The sequence below is a fragment of the Pseudomonas sp. 02C 26 genome, from assembly GCF_002843585.1.
GTDB classification, from domain to species: domain Bacteria; phylum Pseudomonadota; class Gammaproteobacteria; order Pseudomonadales; family Pseudomonadaceae; genus Aquipseudomonas; species Aquipseudomonas shirazensis.
This window is the reverse complement of sequence record NZ_CP025262.1, coordinates 3933226-3958156: the sequence shown is the minus strand read 5'-3', so window position 1 is coordinate 3958156 and position 24931 is coordinate 3933226. Positions and strand designations below refer to the sequence as shown.

Annotated in this window: 24 protein-coding genes and 1 riboswitch; of the genes, 14 read left to right on the top strand and 10 right to left on the bottom strand. The window is 62.7% G+C overall.

Annotated elements, in window-relative coordinates; all coding sequences use genetic code 11:
- Nucleotides 1–79: 79 nt before the first annotated feature.
- On the top strand, nt 80–547 hold the full coding sequence (locus CXQ80_RS18050) for a TlpA disulfide reductase family protein (RefSeq protein ID WP_101321757.1): 468 nt from the start codon (nt 80–82) through the stop codon (nt 545–547).
- A 45-nt stretch (nt 548–592) separates the two neighbouring features.
- Here the strand turns inward: CXQ80_RS18050 and CXQ80_RS18045 are convergent, their stop codons facing one another.
- The 4 genes from CXQ80_RS18045 to CXQ80_RS18030 form a co-directional block, all read right to left on the bottom strand.
- A complete protein-coding gene (locus CXQ80_RS18045; protein ID WP_101321756.1) occupies nt 593–997 on the bottom strand; it encodes an META domain-containing protein in 405 nt (134 codons plus the stop codon).
- Nucleotides 994–1431: a hypothetical protein gene (locus CXQ80_RS18040; RefSeq protein ID WP_101321755.1), complete on the bottom strand. Its 438-nt coding sequence runs from the start codon at nt 1429–1431 to the stop codon at nt 994–996. The genes CXQ80_RS18045 and CXQ80_RS18040 overlap by 4 nt, the downstream gene beginning before the upstream one ends.
- A gap of 31 nt (nt 1432–1462) precedes the next feature.
- Nucleotides 1463–2452, bottom strand: a complete 990-nt coding sequence (locus CXQ80_RS18035; protein ID WP_101321754.1) for a 2-hydroxyacid dehydrogenase — start codon at nt 2450–2452, stop codon at nt 1463–1465.
- 85 nt (nt 2453–2537) lie between these two features.
- Nucleotides 2538–5294, bottom strand: coding sequence for a response regulator (locus tag CXQ80_RS18030; protein WP_101321753.1), 2757 nt, complete (start codon nt 5292–5294; stop codon nt 2538–2540).
- Nucleotides 5295–5515: 221 nt separating this feature from the next.
- On the opposite strand from CXQ80_RS18030, the gene CXQ80_RS18025 reads away from it, so the two are divergent.
- From CXQ80_RS18025 to CXQ80_RS17995, 7 genes are all read left to right on the top strand, one after another.
- The gene (locus tag CXQ80_RS18025; protein ID WP_101321752.1) at nt 5516–6229 is read left to right on the top strand and encodes a response regulator transcription factor; all 714 of its coding nucleotides are present in this window, start codon (nt 5516–5518) and stop codon (nt 6227–6229) included.
- 3 nt (nt 6230–6232) lie between these two features.
- Nucleotides 6233–7615 (top strand): sensor histidine kinase, encoded by a 1383-nt coding sequence (locus CXQ80_RS18020; protein ID WP_101321751.1) that lies wholly within the window; start codon nt 6233–6235, stop codon nt 7613–7615.
- A 90-nt stretch (nt 7616–7705) separates the two neighbouring features.
- Nucleotides 7706–8605 carry a cysteine synthase CysM gene (gene cysM / locus CXQ80_RS18015; protein WP_101323093.1) on the top strand — a complete coding sequence of 300 codons (900 nt, stop codon included), beginning with the start codon at nt 7706–7708 and terminating at the stop codon, nt 8603–8605.
- Nucleotides 8605–9960, top strand: a complete 1356-nt coding sequence (rlmD, locus tag CXQ80_RS18010) for a 23S rRNA (uracil(1939)-C(5))-methyltransferase RlmD (RefSeq protein WP_101321750.1) — start codon at nt 8605–8607, stop codon at nt 9958–9960. Before cysM ends, rlmD begins: the two co-directional genes overlap by 1 nt.
- A 99-nt stretch (nt 9961–10059) precedes the next feature.
- Nucleotides 10060–12300: a GTP diphosphokinase gene (relA, locus tag CXQ80_RS18005; protein ID WP_101321749.1), complete on the top strand. Its 2241-nt coding sequence runs from the start codon at nt 10060–10062 to the stop codon at nt 12298–12300.
- Nucleotides 12301–12431: 131 nt separating this feature from the next.
- Nucleotides 12432–13265: a nucleoside triphosphate pyrophosphohydrolase gene (gene mazG, locus CXQ80_RS18000; protein WP_101321748.1), complete on the top strand. Its 834-nt coding sequence runs from the start codon at nt 12432–12434 to the stop codon at nt 13263–13265.
- Nucleotides 13266–13291: 26 nt separating this feature from the next.
- The gene (locus CXQ80_RS17995) at nt 13292–13831 is read left to right on the top strand and encodes a DUF2058 domain-containing protein (protein ID WP_101321747.1); all 540 of its coding nucleotides are present in this window, start codon (nt 13292–13294) and stop codon (nt 13829–13831) included.
- A gap of 104 nt (nt 13832–13935) precedes the next feature.
- Here CXQ80_RS17995 and CXQ80_RS17990 read toward each other — a convergent pair whose 3' ends face one another.
- Nucleotides 13936–14115, bottom strand: coding sequence for a hypothetical protein (locus CXQ80_RS17990; RefSeq protein WP_101321746.1), 180 nt, complete (start codon nt 14113–14115; stop codon nt 13936–13938).
- Between the two features lie 450 nt (nt 14116–14565).
- Between CXQ80_RS17990 and CXQ80_RS17985 the strand changes: the two genes are divergently transcribed.
- A complete protein-coding gene (locus CXQ80_RS17985) occupies nt 14566–14766 on the top strand; it encodes a hypothetical protein (protein WP_101321745.1) in 201 nt (66 codons plus the stop codon).
- Nucleotides 14767–15194: 428 nt separating this feature from the next.
- On the opposite strand, the gene CXQ80_RS17980 is transcribed toward CXQ80_RS17985, so the two are convergent.
- The 3 genes from CXQ80_RS17980 to purM are packed head-to-tail and all read right to left on the bottom strand — an operon-like array spanning nt 15195 to nt 17622.
- Nucleotides 15195–15905 (bottom strand): DUF3108 domain-containing protein, encoded by a 711-nt coding sequence (locus CXQ80_RS17980; protein WP_101321744.1) that lies wholly within the window; start codon nt 15903–15905, stop codon nt 15195–15197.
- Nucleotides 15906–15913: 8 nt separating this feature from the next.
- Entirely contained in the window at nt 15914–16564 is a 651-nt protein-coding gene (gene purN / locus CXQ80_RS17975) for a phosphoribosylglycinamide formyltransferase (RefSeq protein ID WP_101321743.1), read from the bottom strand.
- Nucleotides 16564–17622: a phosphoribosylformylglycinamidine cyclo-ligase gene (purM, locus tag CXQ80_RS17970; protein ID WP_101321742.1), complete on the bottom strand. Its 1059-nt coding sequence runs from the start codon at nt 17620–17622 to the stop codon at nt 16564–16566. Before purM ends, purN begins: the two co-directional genes overlap by 1 nt.
- A gap of 336 nt (nt 17623–17958) precedes the next feature.
- On the opposite strand from purM, the gene CXQ80_RS17965 reads away from it, so the two are divergent.
- The 5 genes from CXQ80_RS17965 (at nt 17959) to CXQ80_RS17945 (ending at nt 22400) form a co-directional block, all read left to right on the top strand.
- Nucleotides 17959–19014: a DUF2066 domain-containing protein gene (locus tag CXQ80_RS17965; protein ID WP_101321741.1), complete on the top strand. Its 1056-nt coding sequence runs from the start codon at nt 17959–17961 to the stop codon at nt 19012–19014.
- Between the two features lie 17 nt (nt 19015–19031).
- Nucleotides 19032–20105, top strand: coding sequence for an AI-2E family transporter (locus CXQ80_RS17960; RefSeq protein WP_101323092.1), 1074 nt, complete (start codon nt 19032–19034; stop codon nt 20103–20105).
- Nucleotides 20106–20261: 156 nt separating this feature from the next.
- Complete coding sequence (gene hda / locus CXQ80_RS17955; RefSeq protein ID WP_101321740.1) at nt 20262–20966, top strand: DnaA regulatory inactivator Hda; 705 nt, start codon at nt 20262–20264, stop codon at nt 20964–20966.
- Between the two features lie 127 nt (nt 20967–21093).
- Nucleotides 21094–21729, top strand: coding sequence for a C40 family peptidase (locus CXQ80_RS17950; RefSeq protein ID WP_101321739.1), 636 nt, complete (start codon nt 21094–21096; stop codon nt 21727–21729).
- Nucleotides 21730–21863: 134 nt separating this feature from the next.
- Nucleotides 21864–22400 (top strand): C40 family peptidase, encoded by a 537-nt coding sequence (locus CXQ80_RS17945; RefSeq protein WP_101321738.1) that lies wholly within the window; start codon nt 21864–21866, stop codon nt 22398–22400.
- 235 nt (nt 22401–22635) lie between these two features.
- Here the strand turns inward: CXQ80_RS17945 and CXQ80_RS17940 are convergent, their stop codons facing one another.
- Both CXQ80_RS17940 and CXQ80_RS17935 read right to left on the bottom strand, forming a co-directional pair.
- Nucleotides 22636–23955: a sorbosone dehydrogenase family protein gene (locus CXQ80_RS17940; RefSeq protein WP_101321737.1), complete on the bottom strand. Its 1320-nt coding sequence runs from the start codon at nt 23953–23955 to the stop codon at nt 22636–22638.
- An 81-nt stretch (nt 23956–24036) separates the two neighbouring features.
- Complete coding sequence (locus tag CXQ80_RS17935; protein WP_101321736.1) at nt 24037–24615, bottom strand: hypothetical protein; 579 nt, start codon at nt 24613–24615, stop codon at nt 24037–24039.
- A 150-nt stretch (nt 24616–24765) separates the two neighbouring features.
- Nucleotides 24766–24919: riboswitch (cobalamin riboswitch) on the top strand.
- The last annotated feature ends 12 nt before the right edge of the window (nt 24920–24931 follow it).

Sequence of the window (24931 nt, the reverse complement as noted above, 5' to 3'; positions counted from 1 at the left end):
GCATCCAGCTGGGTGTGGCGGCTATTCTAACCGCTGCGGCAGAATTACAGGTTTGAAATACTTCGAGAAGGATTGACCCATGGCAAAGCGTTTGGCGGCGGCACTGGCCATCACTGCAAGCCTGTTGCTCGGCGGTTGCGGTGCTGATTATGGCGTGGACCAGCACGGCAATACGGTAAAGGCCGAGCAGATCGAGGGGCAGTGGCTGGTGCTCAATTACTGGGCAGAGTGGTGTGGCCCATGCCGTACCGAAATCCCCGAACTGAATGCCGCCGCCAAGCAGTGGCAGGCTGATGGCATCAAAGTGATCGGGGTCAACTACGACGGGTTGCAGGGCGACGATCTCAAGCAAGCCTCGCAAACCCTGGGCATCGACTTCACCGTGCTCGCCCAGGACCCGGCCGAGCGCTACGAGCTGCCGCGCAGCGAAGCCTTGCCGGTGACCTACATCATCGACGACAAGGGCAAGGTGCGTGAACAGCTGCTCGGCGAGCAGACCCTGGATGGGCTGCAGGCCAAGATCAAGGCACTCAAAGGCGGCGCCTGACGATCAGGCGGGACCGCCAGCGCGGTCCCGCCCAAGCCAGCACACTCAGCTTTCTTCAGGCCAGAAGCGCAGCGGCTTGCCTTCAGCGGGCCAGAAACGGATCTGCTCGATTGCCGACACATCCCAGCGCTGCACGGTCTCCAGCGCCTGCAGGAAGCGCTGCTCCTGCTCCATCAGCGCGGGCGCGCAGAGCTTGCGGGTCTTGCCGACCTTGCCGAAGCTGAGCTCGTCACCCTTGAGGGTGTACGGCGCAAACCAGTGGTTGCAGCCGGCATTGCCATAAGCGCGGCCGTCTTCACCCAAGGTCAGGGTCAGGTTGCTGTAATCCATCAGCGGGCGCTCACCGATCCACTCCAGCACATAGCCTTGGTCCTGGCGCAGCGCTGACGGCTGCGAGGCGCAGCCCAGCAAGCTGCCGGCGATCAACAGCGCGCTCAGCAGGTTTTTCACTGGGCGCTCTCCTGGCAGCGTGGGCACACATGCTTGTCGCCCTTGCTGGCCCAGCCCAATGCCGCTACGCGCTCGCTGGCGGCTGGCTTGTGGCCTTTGCTGCCGAGCTTGGCGTCCACGGCGAATTCGAAGTCGAGCACGGCTTCACAGCTGTCGCACTTGATCTGCCAGTTGAGAATCGCCAGCTCCTTGAACGCCGGGCCGCTGGCCACGGCAACCCACTGGCCGCTCGGGTTGATCAGGTGGCGCACGCTTTCGACGGTCAGGCGCATGCTCAGGTCTTTGCTGCCCTTGAGCGTCACCAGCAGGACATCGTCCTTCTGGATCGAACCACCGTTACCGGTCACCTGGTAGCGCCCCGGCACCAGCGCGCGGCATTCGATCAGGGTGTGCTGCGGGTTGAATAGGGTGTAGCGGAAATCGTGCTCGACCATGGGTCCTCCAGAAATGCCGCGTATCCTAGCATCAACTTGTGAGCAGATTCTGCGGCTTGCCTGCCGCCCAGCAGATCATGTTGTCCAGGGTGGTTTTGGCGATCGCCTGCAGCGCCTCATGTGTGAGGAAAGCCTGGTGGGCGGTGATGATCACATTGGGGAAGGTCAGCAGCCGCGCCAGTACGTCATCCTGCAGCGGCTGGTCGGAGCGGTCCTCGAAAAACAGCTGGGCTTCTTCTTCGTAGACGTCCAGGCCCAGATAACCCAGCTGGCCACTCTTGAGCGCATCGATCAGGGCCGGAGTGTCGACCAGCGCGCCGCGGCCGGTATTGATCAGCATGGCGCCTGGGTGCAGCGCCGCCAGGCTCTGGGCATTGATCAGGTGCCGGGTGTGCTCGGTCAGCGGGCAGTGCAGGCTGACGATGCGCGCCTGGGCCAGCAGCTCGGGCAGATCCAGATAACGCGCGCCAAGGGCGAGCATGTCCGGGTTGGGGTAGGGGTCATACGCCAGCAACTGGCAGCCGAAGCCGGCCATGATCCGGGCGAAGGCCAGGCCGATCTGGCCGGTACCGATCACCCCGACGGTCTTGCCGTGCAGGTCGAAGCCGGTCAGGCCATGCAGGGTGAAGTCGCCTTCGCGGGTGCGGTTGTAGGCCCGGTGCAGGCGCCGGTTGAGGGCCATGATCAGCGCTACGGCGTGCTCGGCCACCGCGTGCGGTGAGTAAGCCGGGACCCGCACCACAGCCAGGCCCAGGCGCGCGGCTGCGGCCAGGTCGACATGGTTGTAGCCGGCCGAACGCAGGGCGATCAGGCGCGTGCCGCCGGCTGCCAGGCGCTCCAGCACGTCGCTGTGCAGCTCGTCGTTGATGAACGCGCAGACCACCTCGTAGCCATCGGCCAAGGGCGCGGTGTCGACGGTCAGCCGGGCAGACTGATAGTGCAGGTCCAGGTCGCTGTCGCGGCATACCTGGCTGAAGCTTTCCTGGTCGTAGTGCTGGCTGCTGAACAAGAGAATGCGCATGGCAGAGGTCCTTTGCGGCTGAGCAGGGCAGTGTAGCCAGCCTGGTGTGGAGCGTATTGACCCAGGCCAGCGTAGCTGGCGCGGGTCACACGCTCAGCTGAGCCTGCTCGGCTAACCGTTCGATAGCCTGGTCGAGTTCATCCAGCGCCTGCATGGCCTGCGGGCTGTCCTGCTTGAGCAGGGTTTCACTGCGCTGGCAGGCCGCACGCAACTGCGGCACGCCGCAGTAGCGCGAGGCGCCATTGAGGCGGTGCACCCGCTCGATCATCGCCTCGCGATCACCCGCCACCCGCGCCACCTGAATGGCTACGCGATCAGCCTCCAGCGAATCGAGCAACATGCGCAGCATGTCTGCTGCCAGATCAGCCTTGCCGGCTGCCAGGCGCAAGCCTTCTTCGGGGTCGAGCACCTTCAGCTCGCTGCTTTCCGGCAACCGCTCCAGCGGCTGCTCCTGCTGCGGTGGGGCCAGGTTGAGGCCGGTCCATTTCATCACCACCTGGGCCAGCTGGCGCTCGCTGATCGGCTTGGTCAGGTAGTCATCCATGCCGCTGTGCAGCAGGGCACGTTTTTCGTTGGCCATGGCATGCGCGGTAAGGGCGACGATGGGCAGCGGGTTGCCGGTCTGGCCGCTTTCCCACTGGCGGATCTGCTCGGTGCAAGCGCGGCCGTCCATGCCCGGCATCTGCACGTCCATCAGCACCAGATCGAACGCTTCATCCTGCACCGCCTCGACCGCCGCATAGCCGTTGTCGACCGCCAGCACTTCGGCGCCGAGGCCCTCGAGCAGGGTCTGTACCAGCAGCAGGTTGGCTGGGTTGTCGTCGACGCAGAGGATCTTCGGCATGCGCTGGCTGCCCGGCATACGCACTTCGCTCAGTTGCCGGCGCGGCTGGATCAGCTCAAGCAGCAGCCGGCGCAGCTTGCGCGTGCAGGTGGGCTTGGACAGCAACTGGCCGTGCGGGTTGGGCAAGCTGGGATGATACAAGCCCTGCTCGGTGGTCGGGCAGAGCACCACGCACAGGCACTGCAGGCGTTCCAGCTGCTGGTTGTACTGGCCGAGCAGCTCGGGCGAGAGGTTGTTCAGGTTGGCGCCGAGCACAGCAAATTCAAACGGTTGCCCGGCCTGATGGGCGGCTTGCACGCCTTGCACCAGTTGCTCGAACGAGGCGAACACGCTGACGCTCAAGCCGCAGTCCTGCAGCTGGTGCTCCAGCGCCTGGCGGGCCAGCTCATGGCCGTCGACGATGGCCGCACGGCGACCCAGCAGCGCTTGTAGCGGCAGTTCCGAGCCATCGTCGTGGGCCCTGGGCAGATTTAGACTGATCCAGAACTGCGAGCCCTCGCCGGGCGCGCTGTCGACGCCGATTTCGCCGCCCATCTGCTCGATCAGGCGCTTGGAGATGACTAGCCCAAGGCCGGTACCGCCGGGCTGGCGCGACAAGGAGTTGTCGGCCTGGCTGAAAGCCTGGAACAGCGTGCGCACGTCCTGCGGGGTAAGGCCGATACCGCTGTCCTGCACGCTGATGCGCAGCTGCACATGGTCACCCTGTTCGTCTTCGAGCATCGCCCGCACGACGATAGTGCCTTCGCGGGTGAACTTGATCGCGTTGCTGACCAGGTTGGTGAGGATCTGCTTCAAGCGCAGCGGGTCACCGACCAGCGACAGCGGCGTATCCCGGTAGACCAGGCTGAGCAGCTCGAGCTGTTTGGCGTGGGCGGCTGGGGCGAGAATGGTCAAGGTGTCCTGGATCAGGTCGCGCAGGTTGAACGGGATGCTGTCGAGCACCAGCTTGCCGGCCTCGATCTTGGAGAAATCGAGGATCTCGTTGATGATCCCCAGCAGGTTGTCGGCAGACTGTTCGATGGTGCCGAGATAATCCAGCTGACGCGGCGCCAGTTCGCTCTTCTGCAGCAGATGGGTAAAGCCGAGGATGCCGTTGAGCGGGGTGCGGATCTCGTGGCTCATGTTGGCGAGGAACTCGGACTTGATCCGGCTGGCCTCGAGCGCTTCCTTGCGTGCCATGTCCAGCTCGATGTTCTGGATTTCGATGGTTTCCAGATTCTGGCGCACGTCTTCGGTGGCCTGATCGATGCTGTGCTGCAGTTCTTCATGGGCGCTGTGCAGGGTCTCGGCCATGCGGTTGATGCCGGCCGCCAGCTCGTCCAGCTCATGGCTGCCCATGGCCGGCAGGCGCGCTTCGAGGTTGCCGTCCTTGAGCTGAGTGACCGCCTCCTTGATCCGCCTGATCGGGTCGTTGATGGTGCGGCTCATGCGCAGGGCGACCAGTGCGGTCACGGTCAGGCAGGCGAGAATCAGCAGCACGCTGGTGAACAGGTTGCGGTAACCGCGCAGCAGGGTGCCATCATGCGACAGCTCGATTTCCACCCAGCCGAGCAGGCGCTCGGCTTCGGCCGGCACTGCGTCAGCGGCCAGGTCGCGGTGATGGCCGAACACCGGCATCAGGTAGCGGGTGGCGTCATTGCCAGTGCGTTGCAGCAATTGCGTGCCGCTGCCGCCGCTGGGCGGCTGGTTGAGCATGCTCGGCCCGGCATGGGCCAGCTGGGTGCGCTGTGGGGTCAGGAACACCACCGCGCGCACGTCGCTTTGCTCCAGCGCCTGGCCGGCAATCCTTTCCAGCTGGTCAGTGGCATGGCGGGCGAGGGCGGGCGCCGCCAGCGGCGCCAGTTGTTCGGCAATCATCTTGCCGCGCTGGAGCAACTGGGTACGCAACTCGTTTTGTTGCAGCCAGGTGAAATAGATGCCCAGCACCAGTGCCATCAAGGTAGCCGGCAGCAGCGCCAGCAGCATGACCCGGCTTCTGATTCCCAAACGATCGAGCACACTCGCCTCCTGTGATGTGCCTGATGGCCGTCGCCGAGCGGGACGGAATAGTTGCCGAACGTTACTCCGGCTGCGGGCGTAAAGCGATCATTTCAGCGCCCCAGGCGGGCTGGCAGGCTGCGCTTGCAGCCGGAGGCGCTAATGGTTTGGTCGTAATCCAGTTGCCTAGCCTTGAGTTACTGGCCAATAATCGCGTAATTGAGAATCAATGCCAGAAGCCAATGAATCCCGTAGCCATTCACCACTCGAACATTCTCGCCATCGAAGACGACCCGGTCCTCGGCGCTTACCTGCACGAAGAATTGCAGCGCGGTGGGTTTCAGGTGACCTGGTGCCGCAACGGCCTTGACGGTCTGGAAACAGCAGGCCGGCAGGTGTTCGATGTGGTCCTGATGGATATCCTCCTGCCGGGGCTGAACGGCCTCGATGCACTCGCGCAGCTGCGGCGCAAAAGCGCCACGCCAGTGATCCTGATGTCGGCCCTGGGCGCTGAAGCGGACCGTATCACCGGCTTTCAGCGCGGCGCCGATGACTATCTGCCCAAGCCCTTCAGCATGGCCGAGTTGCAGGTGCGCATCGAGGCGATCCTGCGCCGGGTTGAGCTGGAGCGCCGGCGCCAGGCACCGCAACCTGTCGAGCCAGGCGAGCTGCGCTTTGATGACGCTATCAGCGATGTTTGCCTCGGCTCCAACTGGGCCGGCCTGACCCCCAGCGAATATCGCCTGCTGGACACCCTCTACCGCAGTCCGGACGAGGTGCTGAGCAAGCCGCTGCTGTATCAGCAAGTGTTGCAGCGGGGTTACTCCCGCCACGATCGCAGCCTGGACATGCACGTCAGCCAGATCCGCCGCAAGCTCAAGGCGGTCGGTTACCACGAGCGGCAGATCGTCACCGTTTGGGGCAAAGGTTATGTGCTCAGCGCCGGCGAGGGCTGAACCATGCTCGATCGACATTCGTTGTTCTGGCGCCTGGCGATTTTGCTGGTGGGCTTTTGCCTGTTGATGATCGGACTGAGCTACAGCTGGGGTCGCTACATGGAAACCCAGAATGCATTTCTCTCCAAGCCCGCCCGGCAACTGCTGCAGGCCTACGCGGTCGAGGCTGAGCAGGCCTGGCACGAGGGCGGCCAGGCCGGCATCGATCAATGGTTGCAAGGCATGCGCGCACGTGAGCAGGGCTTTGTCGGCGTCATCAACAGCCACCTGCACAGCTTGAGCAGTACCCCGCTGACGGCCGAGCAGACCCAGCGCCTGACCCGCCTGCGCCAGGTCGACTGGCCGATGAGCCGACGCAGTGTCGATCAACCGTGGCTGCGCTTGCCGTTCGCCGACCCCGCCGCGCAGGCCATGCTGGTCATCGAATTGCCCACGCGGCTCAATCCGGGCCAGTACCTGTGGCTGTGGCGGATCCTGATCAACGGGGTGATTCCCGGCCTGTTCACCTTGCTGCTGTGCGTGGGTCTGTACCGCATGCTGATTGTGCCGTTGAACCAGTTGCGCGAGCAGGCCAATGCCTGGCGCGCCGATCAGCTCTCGGCGCGGCTGGACGCGACTACCATGGGCCGGCATGACGAGCTCGGTGAGCTGGCGCGTGCCTTCGACCAGATGGCCGAGCGCCTTCAAGGCACAGTGGCCTTGCAGCAACAACTGCTGCGCGACCTGTCCCACGAAATGCGCACGCCGCTGAGCCGCCTGCGGGTAGCCGGCGATGGCGAGGCTGACCTTGGGCGCCTGCGCGAGCGCGTCACGCGGGAGGTCGATTGCATGCAGCAACTGGTCGAAGACACCCTGCAACTGGCCTGGCAGGACGCCGAGCGGGCGCCAATGAATCTCGAACCGATCCAGCTGCAGGCGCTGTGGGACATGCTCGCCGAGGACGCCTGCTACGAAAGCGCCTGGCAGCCTGCACGTCTGCGCTGTGAATTGCCGGCCACCTGCTGGGTGCAGGGCAACCTCAACCATTTGGCCCAGGCCGTGGAAAACCTGTTGCGTAATGCCATTCGTCATTCGCCTGGCGACGGCGTGATCACCCTCGGCGGTCGGCGTGAGGGCAGTTACTGGCGGATCTGGCTGGAAGACCAGGGCGGCGGTGTGGCTGAGGACGATCTGGAGCGTATCTTCGCGCCGTTTTCGCGGCTGGACGGTTCGCGCCCCGGCGACGGCGGCTTTGGCCTCGGCCTGAGCATCGCCCGCGGCGCCATTCAACGCCAGGGCGGGACGCTTTGGGCCGAGAACGGCAAACGCGGCCTGCGCCTGTGCATGCGCCTGCCAGCGCACGTTGAAGCGAGCGAATCGGCGCCGGCACAGCTGCTATATAGCTGACAGCTATATCGACCACAGATTGCGTGATATGGCCGGCAAGGGAATGCCGGTATGATAGGCGCCCCTGTCGTTTTGATTGCGAAAGACACCATGACCCTGCAGTACCCAACCATCGCCGATTGCGTCGGCAATACGCCTCTGGTTCGCCTGCAGCGCCTCGCAGGTGCGACCAGCAATACCTTGTTGCTCAAGCTCGAAGGCAACAACCCGGCCGGCTCGGTCAAGGACCGCCCGGCACTGTCGATGATCACCCGCGCCGAACTGCGCAACCAGATCAAGCCCGGCGACACCCTGATCGAAGCGACCTCCGGTAACACCGGCATCGCCCTGGCCATGGCTGCGGCGATCAAGGGCTACAAGATGATCCTGATCATGCCCGACAACTCCACTGCCGAACGCAAGGCAGCGATGACCGCCTATGGCGCCGAGTTGATCCTGGTGAGCAAGGAAGAGGGCATGGAGGGCGCCCGCGATCTGGCCGAAAAGCTTCAGGCCGAAGGCCGCGGGTTGATCCTCGATCAGTTCGCCAACGGCGACAACCCGTTGGCCCACTACACCAGCACCGGCCCGGAGATCTGGCAGCAGACCCAGGGCACCGTCACTCATTTCATCAGTTCGATGGGCACTACCGGCACCATCATGGGCTGCTCGCAGTACCTCAAGGAGCAGAACCCGGCGGTGCAGATCGTTGGTCTGCAGCCCATGGACGGCTCGTCGATTCCCGGCATCCGGCGCTGGCCTGAGGAATATCTGCCAAAGATATTCGACGCCACTCGAGTTGATCAGGTGATCGACATGTCCCAGGCTGAAGCTGAACACGTCACCCGCCGCCTTGCCCGTGAAGAGGGCATTTTCTGCGGTGTGTCCTCTGGTGGTGCGGTGGCCGGCATGTTGCGCCTGTCGCAGCAGGTGGAAAACGCCGTGATGGTTGCGATCGTCTGCGACCGCGGTGATCGCTATCTTTCCACTGGCCTGTTCGACGCGACCTGATGACCAAGAAAAGTAAAGGCGGCCTGCGTTTCCAGCCGGCCGGCGGCGATCGTGCTGCGCAAGTTCCCGTAGGCAAGAAGCAGCGCCTGGACATCGAGCGCCTGGCCGGTGATGGCCGCGGCATCAGTTTTCATGAAGGGCGAACCTGGTTCGTCAGCGGCGCCCTGGCCGGCGAGGCGGTGGAAGCGCGGGTGCTTGGTGCCCGTGGCAAGATCGTCGATGCGCGCCTTGAGCGGGTCCTGCAAGCCAGCCCCGAGCGGTGCCCGGCGCCGTGCCGGCACTATGATCGGTGTGGCGGTTGCAACCTGCAGCACCTGCCGCACGCCGAGCAGCTGGCGCTCAAGCAGCGCATGCTCGCCGAGCAATTGCAGCGGGTGGCCGGGATCCAGCCAGAGCAATGGGCAGCGCCGTTGTCCGGGCCTGAATTCGGCTACCGCCGACGCGCGCGGATTGCCGTGCGCTGGGACGTCAAGAATCGTCAGCTGGAAGTCGGTTTCCGTGCCGAGGCCAGCCAGGCGATCATCGCCATCGACGAATGCCCGGTGCTGGTACAGCCCTTGCAAACGATCCTGCGGCATTTGCCGACGGTGTTGCGCAGCCTGAACAAACCGCAGGCGCTGGGCCATGTCGAGTTGTTCAGCGGCAGCGCCGAGGCCGTCTTGCTGCGCCACGTGGCGCCGTTGCCAGAGGACGACCTGGCACGGCTGCAGGCCTTCTGCAAAGAGGCGGGCGCCCAGCTATGGTTGCAAGGAGAGGGCGAGCCTACGCCGGTCGAGGCCGGGCAGACCCTCGGTTTCACTTTGCAGCCGTGGCAGATGCAGCTAGCGTGGCGCCCGGGCGATTTTGTTCAGGTCAACGCCCAGGTCAATACGGCCATGATCGAGCAGGCCCTGGCCTGGCTCGCACCGCAGCCTGACGAGCGTGTGCTGGACCTGTTCTGCGGCCTGGGCAACTTTGCCCTGCCGTTGGCCAGGCAGGCCCGCGAAGTGGTGGCGGTGGAAGGCGTGCAGGCGATGGTCGAGCGGGCGGCAGCCAATGCCCGTGACAACAATGTGCATAACGCGGCGTTTTTTCAGGCCGATTTATCTCAACCTCTGGCAGGTGCCGAATGGGCCGCCGAGGGTTTTTCTGCGGTACTCTTGGACCCACCGCGCGACGGTGCTTACGAGGTGGTGCAAGGCATCGCCCGCCTCAAGGCCAAGCGGCTGGTGTATGTCTCGTGTAACCCGGCGACGCTGGCGCGTGACGCGCAGGTGCTGGTCGCCCAAGGGTACCGGTTAACAAGGGCCGGGATTCTCGACATGTTTCCTCAGACGGCGCATGTCGAAGCCATGGCGTTATTCGAAGTGGGCTAGCCAACGCTGGCCCTCTTGGTGCGGCTTCCAGGGAATGGTAGGCGCACGGTGATTGTCAGTGCGGCCGTGGGCTGCGCTGTATGGAAAGGTAAAGCAAAGATGGTACAGGTGAGAGTGCACCAGCCGGTCAACAGCGACGGCAGTATCAATCTCGAAGCGTGGCTGGATCATGTGGTGAGCGTCGATTCGGCGCTGGACCGGGTGAACCTGAAAGAAGCCTGCGAGTTCGCCCAGGAAGTCGAGAAGAAGGGCAACCCGGCCAAGCATTCGTGGGCGGACGGTACGTCCAGTTTCCAGGCCGGCCTGGAGATCGCCGAGATCCTCGCCGATCTCAAACTCGACCAGGATTCGCTGGTCGCGGCGGTGATCTACCGCGCAGTACGTGAAGGCAAGGTCACCTTGGCCGAGGTCGGTCAACGCTTTGGCCCGGTAGTGTCGAAGCTGATCGACGGCGTGCTGCGCATGGCCGCCATCAGTGCCAGCCTGAGCCCGCGCCAGTCGCTGGTGCTCGGCTCGCAGGCGCAGGTCGAAAACCTGCGCAAGATGCTCGTGGCCATGGTCGACGACGTGCGCGTCGCCCTGATCAAACTGGCCGAGCGCACCTGCGCGATTCGTGCGGTGAAAGCCGCCGATGAAGAAAAACGCCTGCGCGTGGCCCGCGAGGTGTTCGACATCTATGCGCCACTGGCGCACCGGCTGGGTATCGGGCATATCAAGTGGGAGCTGGAGGACCTGTCCTTCCGCTATCTTGAGCCTGACCAGTACAAACAGATCGCCAAGCTCCTGCACGAACGCCGGCTGGACCGCGAGCGCTTCATCAACGATGTGATGAACCAGCTGCAGAACGAGTTGCTGGCCACCGGTGTCAACGCCGATATCAGTGGCCGGGCGAAACATATCTATTCGATCTGGCGCAAGATGCAGCGCAAAGGCCTGGAGTTCAGCCAGATCTACGACGTGCGCGCCGTGCGCGTGCTGGTCCCGGAGATCCGCGACTGCTACACCGCCCTGGGCATCGTCCACACCCTCTGGCGGCACATTCCCAAGGAATTCGACGACTACATCGCCAACCCCAAGGAAAACGGCTACCGCTCCCTGCACACCGCAGTGATCGGCCCGGAGGGCAAGGTGCTCGAGGTGCAGATCCGCACCCACGGCATGCACGAAGAAGCCGAGCTCGGCGTCTGCGCGCATTGGCGTTACAAGGGCACCGACGTCAAGGCCAGTTCCAACCACTACGAAGAAAAGATCTCTTGGCTGCGCCAGGTGCTGGAGTGGCACGAAGAGCTGGGCGACATCGGCGGCCTGGCCGAGCAGCTGCGTGTCGATATCGAGCCTGACCGGGTGTACATCTTTACCCCCGACGGCCACGCTATCGACCTGCCCAAGGGCTCGACACCGCTTGACTTCGCCTACCGCGTGCACACCGAGATCGGCCACAACTGCCGTGGCGCCAAGATCAACGGCCGCATCGTGCCGCTCAACTACAGCCTGCAGACCGGTGAGCAGGTCGAGATCATCACCAGCAAGCACGGCAGCCCAAGCCGCGACTGGCTGAACTCGAACCTTGGCTACGTCACCACCTCGCGTGCACGGGCGAAGATTGTCCATTGGTTCAAACTGCAGGCGCGCGATCAGAACGTCGCCGCCGGCAAGACCTTGATCGAGCGCGAACTGAGCAGGCTTGGCCTGCCTCAGGTCGATTTCGATCGGTTGGCCGAAAAAGCCAACGTGAAAACCGCCGAAGACCTGTTTGCTGCGCTGGGTGCCGGCGACTTGCGCCTGGCGCATCTGGTCAACGCAGCCCAGCAGTTGCTTGAGCCGGAGCGGATCGAGCAGATCGAGCTGACCCCGCGCAAGCCGTCTGGTGTGCGTAACGGCAAGCGTGCCGATATCCAGATCCAGGGTGTCGGCAACCTGTTGACGCAGATGGCCGGCTGCTGCCAGCCGCTGCCCGGCGAGGCGATCGTGGGCTATATCACCCAGGGCCGCGGTGTGACCATTCACCGCCAGGACTGCGCCTCGGTGCTGCAACTGAGCGGGCGTGAGCCGGAGCGGATCATCCAGGTCAGTTGGGGCCCGGTGCCGGTGCTGACCTACCCGGTCGACATCATCATCCGCGCCTACGACCGCCCAGGCCTGCTGCGTGATGTGTCGCAGGTGCTGCTCAACGAGAAGATCAACGTGCTGGCGGTCAACACCCGCTCGAACAAGGAAGACAATACCGCCTTGATGTCGCTGACCATCGAAATCCCCGGTCTGGATGCCCTCGGGCGTCTGCTCGGGCGGATTTCGCAGTTGCCCAACATCATCGAGACGCGGCGTAACCGTACTCCTTAGAACCGCGGGGACTCTTTCGCGGCGGTCCGGCGTCCCGGTGATCCCGCTCCCACAGGTCGATCAGGGCCCCTGGGAGTGGGTTTACCGGGACGCCGGACCGCCGCGAAAAGAGCGCAACCGAAGGACCTGCCATGACTTACACCCTTGAAGACCTGCTGCACCTCATGGCCCGTCTGCGTGACCCGCAGCATGGCTGCCCATGGGACTTGAAGCAGGACTACGCAAGCATCGTCCAACACACCATCGAAGAAGCCTACGAGGTGGCCGACACCATCGAGCGGGGCGACTTCGCCCACCTGCAAGGTGAACTCGGCGACCTGCTGTTCCAGGTGGTTTACTACAGCCAGCTGGCCCGCGAAGAAGGCCGTTTCGAGTTTGCCGGCGTGGTCGACGGCATCACCCGCAAGCTGATCCGCCGCCACCCGCATGTGTTCCCCACCGGCGAGCTGTACGCGCCGCTGGACACGCCGAGCCTGAGCGAAGCCCAGGTCAAGTCGCGCTGGGAAGAGATCAAGGCCCAGGAGCGCGCCGAACACAGCGTGCCCGAGCAGTTGTCATTGCTTGACGACGTTCCCGCAGCCTTGCCGGCCTTGTCACGCGCCGCCAAGCTGCAAAAGCGCACGGCCACGGTCGGTTTCGACTGGCCCGACCCGCTGCCGGTGCTGGACAAGGTCCGTGAAGAGCTGGATGAAGTGCTGCAGGCCATGGCGGATAATGATGCCGATGCATTGGAAGACGAGATCGGTGACCTGCTGTTTGCCACGGTCAACCTCGCCCGCCATCTCAAGCAAGACCCGGAAAACGCCCTGCGTCGCGCCAATCGCAAGTTCGAGCGGCGTTTTCGCTTCATCGAACAGGCCTTGCGCGACAGCGGCAAGCCTATCGAATCCTGTAACCTTGATGAATTGGACGCCCTTTGGGGTGAAGCCAAACGCCAAGAAAAGAACCTGCCCAGCTGCGGCTGAGCTGTTGCATAAGTGAGTGAACATCCATGAGCCTTTCCCTTCGCGACCAATTGCTCAAGGCCGGTCTGGTTAACCAGAAGCAGGTCCAGCAGACCAACAAAGCAGAAAAGAAACAGAAGCGCCTGGAACAAAAAGGCCAGGTCGAGGTGGACGACACCCAGCAGCGTCTGGCCAAAGAGGCCATGGCCGAAAAAGCCAAGCGTGATCAGGAGCTGAATCGCCAGCAGCAGGAGAAGGCCGAGCAAAAGGCCCGGGCGGCGCAGGTCAAACAGTTGATCGAGGCGACCCGCCTGCCCAAGTTGACCACCGAGGATTACTACAACTTCGTTGACGACAAGAAGGTCAAGCGGATTGCGGTGAACGCGCTGATGCGCAGCAAACTGAGCAATGGCTCGTTGGCTGTAGTGGCGTTGGGTGGGGGTTACGAGGTGATCCCGCGGGAGGCGGCGGTGAAGATTCAGGAGCGTGATCCTGGGCGGATTCTGTTGCTCAACACGCATGTCGAGGAGGCCGATGAGGATGATCCGTATGCGGCTTACAAGATTCCTGATGATTTGATGTGGTAACGCCCGTCACGGGTGGTGTATTTAGTTACAAAGGGCTGCTTGGCAGCCCTTTTTCATGCGGCGCCTGGTGGGGAAACTGCCAGGCGCGTTGATCGATACAGGGGTTATTGCTGGCGCTGGTTCTCAAGGGTTTCGAGTTCGGCGCGGTATTGCTGGGCTTCGTGTTCCTGGTGGAACATGCCCACCAGTTCGCCTTGCTGGTGGACGTCCCAGATCCGCACACCGGCGGCCAGGCCTTCATGGGACATTTTCGATTCGTCGCGTTCGGTTACTTGGACTGTCATCGTTGAAAACTCCACTTTGAGTTGGCTGCGGCAGAGTGTCGCAGGACTTAGTTATAGGGTTTATTAGCAGGCTAAGTAAATAAACTCGGCATGAAGGATTTTTCATCGACCTAGGATCGTGCGCTTTCTGAGCAGCCTTGTCGGACGCAGGGCCGGACGGAAGCGGCTACGCAGCGCCCTTGGCTATCTCTGAACTGCTCACTGTTGCTGTGGGCAGCGCTGGCTTTGGTTCCTGTGCGGCGGGATCAGGCGTCCGGCTGGGCAGCCCTTTGCCTTGGGTAGCGAACTTTCCTACACCCTTATCAGAAACCGTCCAGGTCCCTGAAAAGCGTCAGCTCGGTATGGTTGGCAGGCAACAAAAGCCGTGAAAAAACGCGGCCCGCCCCCCGCCCCTTCGGCAACTCATCGACCCTATCGGCGACGCTTGCAGACGCTGAAAAGGACGCCACCATGATCAGCATAGACAAGCTCTTCGCTATTAATCAGGCTGCCTGCGAGGCCCTCAGCCTACCGTTAGCCGCAGGCCCTGCAGTCAGCTGCACCCGCAGCTTCACCATTCTGCCACTGCGCTACGCCGCCGTCGGCGGCAACTCCGGCTTGCGCGAGCGCCTGCCGCAATCTTTCGTCATTCTTCGCGGATCATCAAGTTAGGCCTTGTTCTTATCTCGCCCGCCATCCTCATCCTCGGCCTAAGCCACTGGCTAAGCCTGCTGTTGTCCTGGAAACCGCGCTGGCCAAAAATCATCCGCGAAGCAGGGCTACCCGGAAAACCCATCCCGCCGCTGACCACTTTGGCCGACAGACCGCCTCATATCCAGGAACGCCTGCGTGAGAACGCCCATCTTTGGGCCATCCGCCCGGGCCAGCGGCCGGCGAAAAAACCACGCGTTGCCCGTAGGCCAGCGAAAGCCGACAACCGATGCACTACAGCTGAGGAGTCTTTCACCGATGAGCTCCATCGTTCTGATGGACACTCTCGGTAAGCCCCCAGGTCCAGCGCAAACGCACTCATATTCAACCCATAAAAAACCCCACATCAAAGTGGGGTCCTTTCACAGCGGATTCAGCTCAAGACAAAATCAATTGCCTTTCACCGACCGCCCATCAACCGTACCATCCTGCAGCACGATCACGTATTCCTTGCCATCAGTCTCAACCTGACGCAACTGCACCAGCAGATAATCCCAATCCTTGGCGAACCAAAGCTCGGTAATCCGCTTGCTCTGGCTAGGATCACGCACGCGCTCGACCTTGATCGCATCGACCTGCCCAGTCTTGGTAGTCACCTTCTCAGTGCCCAAAACCCGGAAGTCATAGGTATCGATCTCATCGCCATCGACCACCTGATACGACACGCTCTTCTTGCCCGCCGCTACGTCGTGCTGCAGCGCCAGCTGATACGAAGACTTGTCCAGCACGCCACGATTCAACGGCAGACTCACCGCATCACCACGGTCGCTACCGGTGACCTTCTTGCTCGCCCAGTCAAAGTCGAGGTCGACTTTCTTCGCCTTACCCAGGCCACCGCGTTCGAAGTGGTAGGTCTGCGGCAACAACGCATCCTTGTCCACCCGTACGGTGCTTTGCTCGGTCAAGCTGGCAATCATCATCGAAGCCTTGAAGTTCAGGCTCCAGGTCCCGTTGGCATTCTTCACCAGGCTACGCTCGGCGGTGCCGCTCATGGGCAGCTGCTTCCAGTCGGCGGTGTAGCTGGCCGAGAAGGGCTTCAGATCAGCTGCCTGAAGAGGCAGGGCAAGCACGGCGAGAGCCATCAGCAGGGCGCGACGCATAAAATCTCCTAGGGACGAATCAAGTGACCGCTGGCCGCCAGCGGCTGGCCATCCAGTAACGCACCGTGCTCGCCCAGACGCAAGCGTCCTTCGGCGAACCAGCGCACCGCCAGCGGGTAGATCTGGTGTTCCTGGTGGTGAACCCGGGCTGCCAGGCTTTGCACGGTGTCATCTGCTGCCACCGCAACCACTGCCTGTACGACCAGAGGCCCGCCATCGAGTTCCTCGGTGACAAAGTGCACGCTGCAACCGTGCTCGCCATCACCCGCTTCCAGGGCGCGCTGGTGGGTATGCAGGCCTTTGTACTTGGGCAGCAACGAAGGGTGGATATTCAGCAGGCGGCCTTGATAGTGACGCACGAAACCGCCGCTGAGGATGCGCATGAAACCGGCGAGCACCACCAGGTCCGGGGTGAAGCCGTCGATCAGCGCCATCAGCGCTGTATCGAATGCCTCACGACCGGTGAAACCCTGATGCTCCAGCACCGCAGTCGCGATGCCGGCCGCTTTGGCCCGTTCCAGGCCATAGGCATCGGCGCGGTTGGAGATCACTGCGCAGATGCGCACCGGACCGTCTGGCTTACAGCTGTCGAGCAGCGCCTGCAGGTTGCTGCCGGAACCCGACAGCAACACCACAACATTACAGGTCTTGCCCGGCATCAGTGCGCCTTGAGGTTCTGCAGGTCGACCTGAGGTGCGCCTTCGGCGGCATCGGCGATCTGACCGATCACCCATGGCTGCTCACCGGCTGCACGCAACACGTTGAGGGCGTTTTCGACCTGGTCCTGGCCAACGCAGATGACCATGCCCACGCCGCAGTTCAGGACGCGGTGCATTTCGTGCTCGTCGACGTTGCCTTTTTCCTGGAGGAAATCGAACACTACCGGACGCTGCCAGCTGGCCACGTCGATGATCGCCTGGGCGTTTTTCGGCAGGACGCGCGGGATGTTGTCGAGCAGGCCACCACCGGTGATGTGGGCCATGGCCTTGACGGCGCCAGTGTCCTTGATCAGCTTGAGCAGCGGCTTGACGTAGATGCGCGTTGGCGCCATCAGCAGGTCGGCCAGCGGCTTGCCGTCGAGCTGGGTGCTCTCGATGTCGGTCGCGGAGACTTCGAGGATCTTGCGGATCAGCGAGTAGCCGTTGGAGTGCGGGCCGGACGAAGGCAGGGCGATCAAGGCGTCACCGCTGGCGACTTTCGAGCCATCGATGATCTCGGCTTTTTCGACCACACCGACGCAGAAGCCGGCCAGATCGTAGTCTTCACCTTCGTACATGCCAGGCATCTCGGCGGTTTCACCACCGACCAGCGAGCAGCCAGCCAGCTCGCAACCTGCACCAATACCGGTTACCACGGTCGCTGCAACGTCAACGTTGAGCTTGCCGGTGGCGTAGTAGTCGAGGAAGAACAGCGGCTCGGCGCCGCAGACGATCAGGTCGTTGACGCACATGGCGACCAGGTCCTGGCCGATGCTGTCGTGGCGGTTCAGGTTCAGTGCCAGGCGCAGCTTGGTGCCGACGCCGTCGGTGCCGGAGACCAGCACCGGCTGTTTGTAGCCGGCCGGGATCTCGCAGAGGGCGCCAAAGCCGCCCAGGCCACCCATGACCTCAGGGCGTGCGGTGCGCTTGGCCACGCCCTTGATGCGTTCGACCAGTGCTTCGCCGGCGTCGATGTCTACACCGGCGTCTTTGTAGCTCAGGGAGGGTTGCTTGCTCATTGATCCAGGCCTTTAGAGGTAGGGATACGGAAAAACGACCGCGACGGCCAAGGCCGGCTGTTGCAGCGGCGGCTGCCTGTTCGCCACTGGTCTGCGAAGGCGCGCGATTTTATCAGGGTTGCCGGGCAGCGGCCATCCTCAGGCCGACGGGCAGGGCGGTAAATGTTTAAAAACATCCTTTCATGGGCCGCGACTGGTTGCCTGACCGGTCGCTGTATAAGGTATAGGTATGGCGCGGGAACAAAATTGCCGGCGGACGGAGCGATCAACAGGCGCTGCGGTCACAGCCAGCAGGTACAGGCTCCGCGCCCTCGTTCATCTGGACAGGAATCCTCCATGCGTCTTCTCAATTACCTGGCTGCCGGTTGCCTCGCCTTGCTGGCCAGTGCGGCCCAGGCCGAAAGTGTTGCCGGGCTTTATCAAGTACGTGAAACGGTCGACGGCCAGGGCAGCGAGGCCCGCTCCCAGGCCACAGCACGTGCGCTCGACACGTTGATCCTGCGTCTGACCGGCGATCCGAAGGCGCCGCAGTCGCCAGCCCTGGCCGCGCTGCGCAAGGACCCGCAACAGATCATCAATCAAGTTGGCAACGAGGCCGGCCCGCCCGAGAGCGTGCTGGTCGAGTTTGACGCAGGCAGTACCGAGCGTGCCTTGCGTCAGGCTGGCCTGGCCTTGTGGGGCAGCAATCGGCCGTCGATCCTCAGCTGGTGGTTGAACGACAGCGTCGACGGCAGCAGCCTAGTCGGCGATGGCCAGAGCGCCGCTGAGCCGCTACGCCGCGCTGCGCAACATCGCGGCCTGCCGCTGCGCTTGCCGTTGGCCGACCTGCAGGAGCAACTGGTCGCCAATGCCAAGCAGCTGGAAGGCAAGGATCCGAGCGCGCTGCGCGAAGCTTCCGAGCGTTACGCTGCCGATGCGCTGTTGGCCGTGCACGCTCGTGAAGCCGACGGCAAGTGGCAGGGCAAATGGCAGCTGTGGCTGGGTGACCAACGTGAGCAAGGCGATGCCGAAGGCGCTGATCAGGCTGCCTTGGCCGACGCGGTGATGCTGGCGGTGAGTACTCGTCTGGCGCCGCGCTATGTCACTCGACCGGGTGCCAGCAGCGAGCTGCTGGTGCAGGTACAAGGCATGAACCTCAAACGTTATGCAGAGCTCAGCCGCGTGCTCGAACCCTACGGTCCGCGCCTGCAACTGGCCGATGGCGACAAGCTGACCTATCAGGTCAGCGGCAACCGCGAGCAACTGCGCGCCCAGCTGGGCCTGGCCAAACTACATGAACTGCCAGCCGAACCGGCCGCCGCCGCACCTGCAGCCCCTGTTACAAATGAACCAGCCGGGGCTGCGCAAGCTCCGGCAGCGAAACCTTTCGATGGCTTGCGCTTTGCCTGGTAAGAGAAAACATGAACATGATGACTGATCAGCGTCGCTGGGTATGGCTGGGCGTGGCCCTGGTAGTGGCGGTACTGCTGTATAGCCTGCACAACATCTTGTCGCCGTTTCTGGTCGGCATCCTTCTGGCGTATCTGGCTGACCCGTTGGTCGACCGCCTGGAGCGGGCGGGTCTGTCTCGCACCTGGGGCGTAGTGGTGGTTTTCGCCTTGTTCACGCTGATCTTCATGGCTTTGCTGCTAGTGCTGATCCCGATGCTGGCCAAGCAGCTGGTACGCCTGTACGAGCTGACGCCGCAGATGCTCGACTGGCTGCAGCATGTGGCACTGCCGTGGGTGCAAACCCGCCTGGGCCTGGCCGATGGTTTCTGGAAGTTCGACAAGATCAAGGCCGCCATCAGCGAGCATATGGGCCAGACCACCGACATTGTCAGTGCGGTACTGAGTCAGGCCACGGCGTCGAGCCTGGCCCTTCTTGCATGGCTGGCGAACCTGGTGCTGATCCCGGTAGTGGGCTTTTACCTGCTGCGTGACTGGGACCTGATGATGGCCAAAGTGCGCAGCCTGCTGCCGCGTCAGCGCGAGGAACAGATCGTCGAGCTGGCAGGTGAATGCCACGAAGTGCTTGGTGCATTTGTTCGTGGGCAGTTGCTGGTGATGCTGGCGCTGGGGGTGATCTATGCCAGTGGCCTGATGCTGGTCGGCCTCGAGCTTGGCTTGTTGATCGGCCTGCTGGCCGGCCTTGCTGCGATCGTGCCTTATATGGGCTTTATCATCGGCATTGGCGCGGCGTTGATTGCCGGGCTGTTCCAGTTCGGCGGTGATCTCTATCCGATGCTGGGTATCGTTGCTGTGTTCATGATCGGCCAAGCGCTTGAGGGCATGGTCCTGACTCCGCTGCTGGTAGGCGACCGGATTGGCCTGCACCCGGTGGCGGTTATCTTTGCCATCCTCGCCGGCGGTGAGCTGTTTGGCTTCACCGGTGTCCTGCTGGCCTTGCCGGTAGCCGCGGTGATCATGGTGCTGCTGCGCCATGCCCACGAGATGTACAAGGAGTCGGACCTGTACGGCGGCGAAGAAGACCCTCAGCTTTAACGCGGGGGAGGGGGCTGCGAGTACAGCCCCGCTTCGGTGCAAGCCCTTGATTTTACTTGCCCTCTCGCCGGGCCTGATTGTGCCGCCCGCGCTGCAGGTATAGACTTTGCAGACTTTCCTCCAAGGCCCCGTGGTCCTCGTGACCGTCAGCCCAGCATGAAACCGATCCAGTTGCCCCTGGGTGTGCGTCTGCGAGATGACGCCACCTTCATCAACTACTATCCGGGCGCCAATGCCGCAGCACTGGGCTATGTCGAGCGCTTGTGCGAAGCCGACGCCGGCTGGACCGAGAGCCTCATCTACCTATGGGGCAAGCAGGGTGTGGGTCGCACCCACCTGTTGCAGGCTGCCACCCAGCGTTTCCAGCAGCGCGGAGAGCTGGCGGTTTACCTGCCCCTGGCGCAGTTGCTCGATCGCGGTATCGAGCTGCTCGATCACCTCGAACAGTACGAGCTGGTGTGCATCGACGATCTGCATGTGATCGCTGGTAAAGCCGACTGGGAAGAGGCCATGTTCCATCTGTTCAACCGCCTGCGCGACAGCGGCCGACGCTTGCTGCTGGCCGCATCCAGTTCGCCGCGCGAATTGCCGATCAAGCTTGCCGACCTCAAGTCGCGCCTGACCCTGGCGCTGATCTTCCAGATGCGCGGGCTGTCCGATGAAGACAAGCTGCGCGCCCTGCAACTGCGTGCCTCGCGCCGCGGTTTGCACCTGACCGACGAAGTCGGCCATTTCATCCTCACCCGCGGCGCGCGCAGCATGAGTGCGTTGTTCGATCTGCTCGAGCGGCTTGATCAGGCCTCGCTGCAGGCTCAGCGCAAGCTGACCATCCCTTTTCTGAAAGAAACGCTGGGCTGGTAAAGCCCTGAAACCAGCGGGCTACAGCGTAAAAACGGAAAAGTCACATTTTTTTCGATAAAATTTGCAAATGACCCTGATAGAAGGCATAGTCGCAGCCTCCTTTAGAACTAAAGACACGGTCGTGCACATGCTCAAGCACTTCGCACCCCTCGTGCCACTCGCACTTGTGACCCTGCTTTTTGGCTGCGCGGCGCATAGCCCGGTTTCCCAGCCCCAGGATCACCCACAGGTTGCTGCACATTCTGCTGACCTGATCAAACCTTCCGCTTCTTCGGTCTTCGGCGAAGAGCCAATGGCTACCGACGAAGACCTCGAGGCGTTCTCCAGCAGCAAACCTTACCAGTTGCCAGTCCTTGCCGACAGCATCCTGGAGCGCGGCATGGCCTTGATCGGCACCCGCTATCGCTTTGGCGGCACTTCGGAGAAGTCCGGTTTCGATTGCAGCGGTTTCATCGGTTATCTGTTCCGCGAAGAGGCTGGCATGAACCTGCCACGCTCGACCCGCGAGATGATCAACGTCGATGCACCCAAAGTAGCCCGCAACAAGCTCAAGCCAGGCGACCTGCTGTTCTTCAGCACTAACGGTCGCGGTCGCGTAAGCCATGCCGGCATCTACCTGGGTGACAATCAGTTCATCCACTCGAGCAGCCGTCGCAGCGGTGGTGTGCGTATCGATAATCTCCAGGATCGTTACTGGAGCAAGACCTTTATCGAGGCCAAGCGCGCCCTGGCCATGGCGCCAACGATGATCTCGCGTAACTGATAGCCAGTTGCTATATTCGCACGGCGGCGATGCTTAAAAAGCTCGCCGCCGTGCGCATTTACAGAAAGCGTCTAATCTAATTTCTCAACTCTTTTCGACTGCGGTCGATCGGCCTCTTACAGGAAGTTTCAGCCATGGTGACAGTGGCGCGCTTCGCATTTCTTTCGCTGGTGGCGATGCTCGCTGCCTGCTCCAGCCGTGCTCCGGCACCGGCACCTGTGGTTCAGCCACAAATCATCTTCAATCAACAACCCAGCTCTTCGCCGGTTGCGGCGGATGTGTTGTTCCGGGCTATCGGGTTGGTTGGCACGCCTTATCGCTGGGGCGGCAATACGCCGGATTCGGGGTTTGATTGCAGTGGGCTGATTGGCTATGTGTACCGGGATGCTGCTGGTATCAGCTTGCCGCGGTCGACTCGCGAGATGATTGTGATGCGGGCGCCTAGCATTGATGTCAATTCGCTGCAGTCGGGGGATTTGGTGTTCTTTGCTACCGGGGGCGGCTCGCAGGTTAGCCATGCCGGGATCTATGTCGGGGAAGGGCGCTTTGTGCATGCGCCGCGGACTGGCGGGACTGTGCGGTTGGATTATCTGAGTAATAGCTATTGGGCCAAGGCGTATTTGCAGGCCAAGCGAGTATTGCCGGCTGGGCATTTGGCGCAGAATCCCTGAATTAGCGACCTACGCGGTCCCTGTGGGAGCGGCCGTTAGCCGCGAAGGGCTGCGTAGCGGCCCCTGCGCTTCACAGCGCTTGCCGGCCATCCATGGCCGGCACCTCCCTTCGCAAGACCTGCGCTCGGCCTCCTGAGTCGCCGGTGGATCAAGATCAAAAGCAGATCAAGAGCACGCCTCGCTTCGCTGGCGCAGATCAAGAGCGAAAGTCAAAAGCCGGGGCTGCTCAGCGCTCTCATTGCTTTGCTGCGCTCACACGCCAAATCACATTGCCCACATCATCCGCTACCAGCACGCCCTCGCGCTGATCGCTGACCACGCCAACCGGTCGGCCCATTGCCTCACCTTGTTCACTCAAGAAACCGCTCAGTAGGTCCAGCGCCTGGCCTGCTGGCTTGCCGTCCGCATCGAACGGCACAAAGATCACTTTGTAACCACTGTGTGGCTTGCGGTTCCACGAGCCGTGTTGACCAATCAGCGCGCCACGGCCAAACGGTGCGGGCAACAAACCTGGCTCGATAAACGCCAGGCCAAGCGAAGCGGTATGTGGCCCCACGGCGTAATCCGGTACCAGCGCCTGGGCGACTTTGGCCGGGTCTTGTGGTTGCACCCGCACGTCCACGTGCTGCCCGTAGTAGCTGTACGGCCAGCCGTAGAAACCGCCATCCTTGACCGAGGTGATGTAGTCCGGGACCAGGTCGCTGCCGATCTCGTCGCGCTCATTGACCGCCGTCCATAGCGCCCCCGATTGCGGCTGCCAGGCCAATCCATTCGGGTTGCGCAGCCCGGAGGCGAAGATGCGGTGGCTGCCGGTTGCGCGGTCCACTTCCCAGATCGCCGCGCGGCCTTGCTCTTGCTGCATGCCGTTCTCTGCCACGTTGCTGTTGGAGCCTACCGTGACGTACAGCTTGCGCCCGTCGGGGCTGGCGATCACGTTCTTGGTCCAGTGGTGATTGAGGGTGCCACCCGGCAGGTCGGTGACCTTCTGCCCGCGGCCGTCGATCTGCAACGCATCGGTCACGTAATCGAAGCGCAGCAGCTTGTCGGTGTCGGCGATGTACAGGTCCTTGCCTACCAGCACCATGCCGAAGGGCGAGTTGAGCCCTTCGATAAAGCGGCTGCGGGTTTCGGCGACGCCGTCATGGTCGCGGTCGCGCAGCAGGGTGATGCGGTTGGCGGTGGGGACGCCGGCACCGGCCTTGGACATGGCTCGTTTCATGAACCAGCCGCGCAGGCCTTTGCCGTCGTCCGGCTTGGCCGGTGCGTTGGTTTCGGCGACCAGCACGTCGCCATTGGGCAGCACATACAGCCAGCGCGGATGGTCGAGATGGTCGGCAAATAGCGCAACCTGAGTGCCGGCCGCTGCAACCGGTTTGCCACCCTGCGGCCAGCCGACCGCCGGCGCGACGTTGACGGTTGGCAACAGGGTTTTGTTTGGCGCCGGTAACTGCGGTGTGGGGCCGATGCCATCGTTGACTCTGAGGCTGGCGGTCTCGCCGCAGCCGCCGAGGCCTGCGAGCAAGGCGAGCACAACGGCACTGCGCATTCTGTCCATGGGCGGGCTCTCGACAAGGGCTATGGCATACAGAACCATAGGCGCCGGGCGAGGTTCAACCCGGCGCGGCGCAGGGCTGCTTCACGCTTGCTTGAACAGCAATGCAACACCTGGGAAATACTGGCCGTGCTCGTTGTGCAGCTTGCGATAGGCGTACGGGAAGTACCAGGCCACGGCGCAGGTGGTGTGCTTTTGCAGGTCATCGACCAGGTCCTGGAGTTCTTCCGGGCTGGCGTGCTGGCCGGCTTTCCACGGGCTGACGAACAGCGCCCCGGCTTTGAGCTGGCTGGCATAGGCAATCGGCTTGGCGGCGCTGGTGGTTTCTTGCAGGGCGGCGGTCAGGTCGAGCCGGGCGATGCGCGGCCAGCGCTGGCTGGCGTGCAGATGGATCGACTCCTCGGCGGTGCTGATGGCCAGGTCACAACGGCCTTCGCGCTCGCTTTCTTCGCGTTGCTTGCTGCTGGCAAACTGGGTCAGGGCGACCAGCTCGGCTTGCCAGGCAGCCGCAGCCAGCAGGCCGACGTTGGCCGCTGAGCCATGCCAGTAAGGTGCGTCGCTGGCATGGTTGAGTTCGGCGAAGCGATCGATGCAGTCGACCCAGCGCTCCAGGGCAGGACGCAAAAACTCCAGGCGCGGGTTGTTGATGATCAGACCTTGCATGCTGCGCACTCCTTATTGTGATTATCGCGGTCAGCTACAGTGATGGCGATATGATATCAATGCTAGCAGTCTGCGCTGTACTGTCGAATCGGCCATTGATCCAGGCCAAACCGGCCTTGTTTCATTGACGCTCCCGGTGCAACCCTCTAACCTTCGCGGCGTGTTTCAGGTGCCCTGCGGACTGCGGTCTGGCGGGGTGAAACTGGGAAGCCGGTACCAGTCCGGCGCTGCCCCCGCAACGGTAGGTGAGCCGCGTACGTAGCGCTCACGAGCCCGGAGACCGGCCTGTTACTGCCAACGGCATCACGGAGGGTGA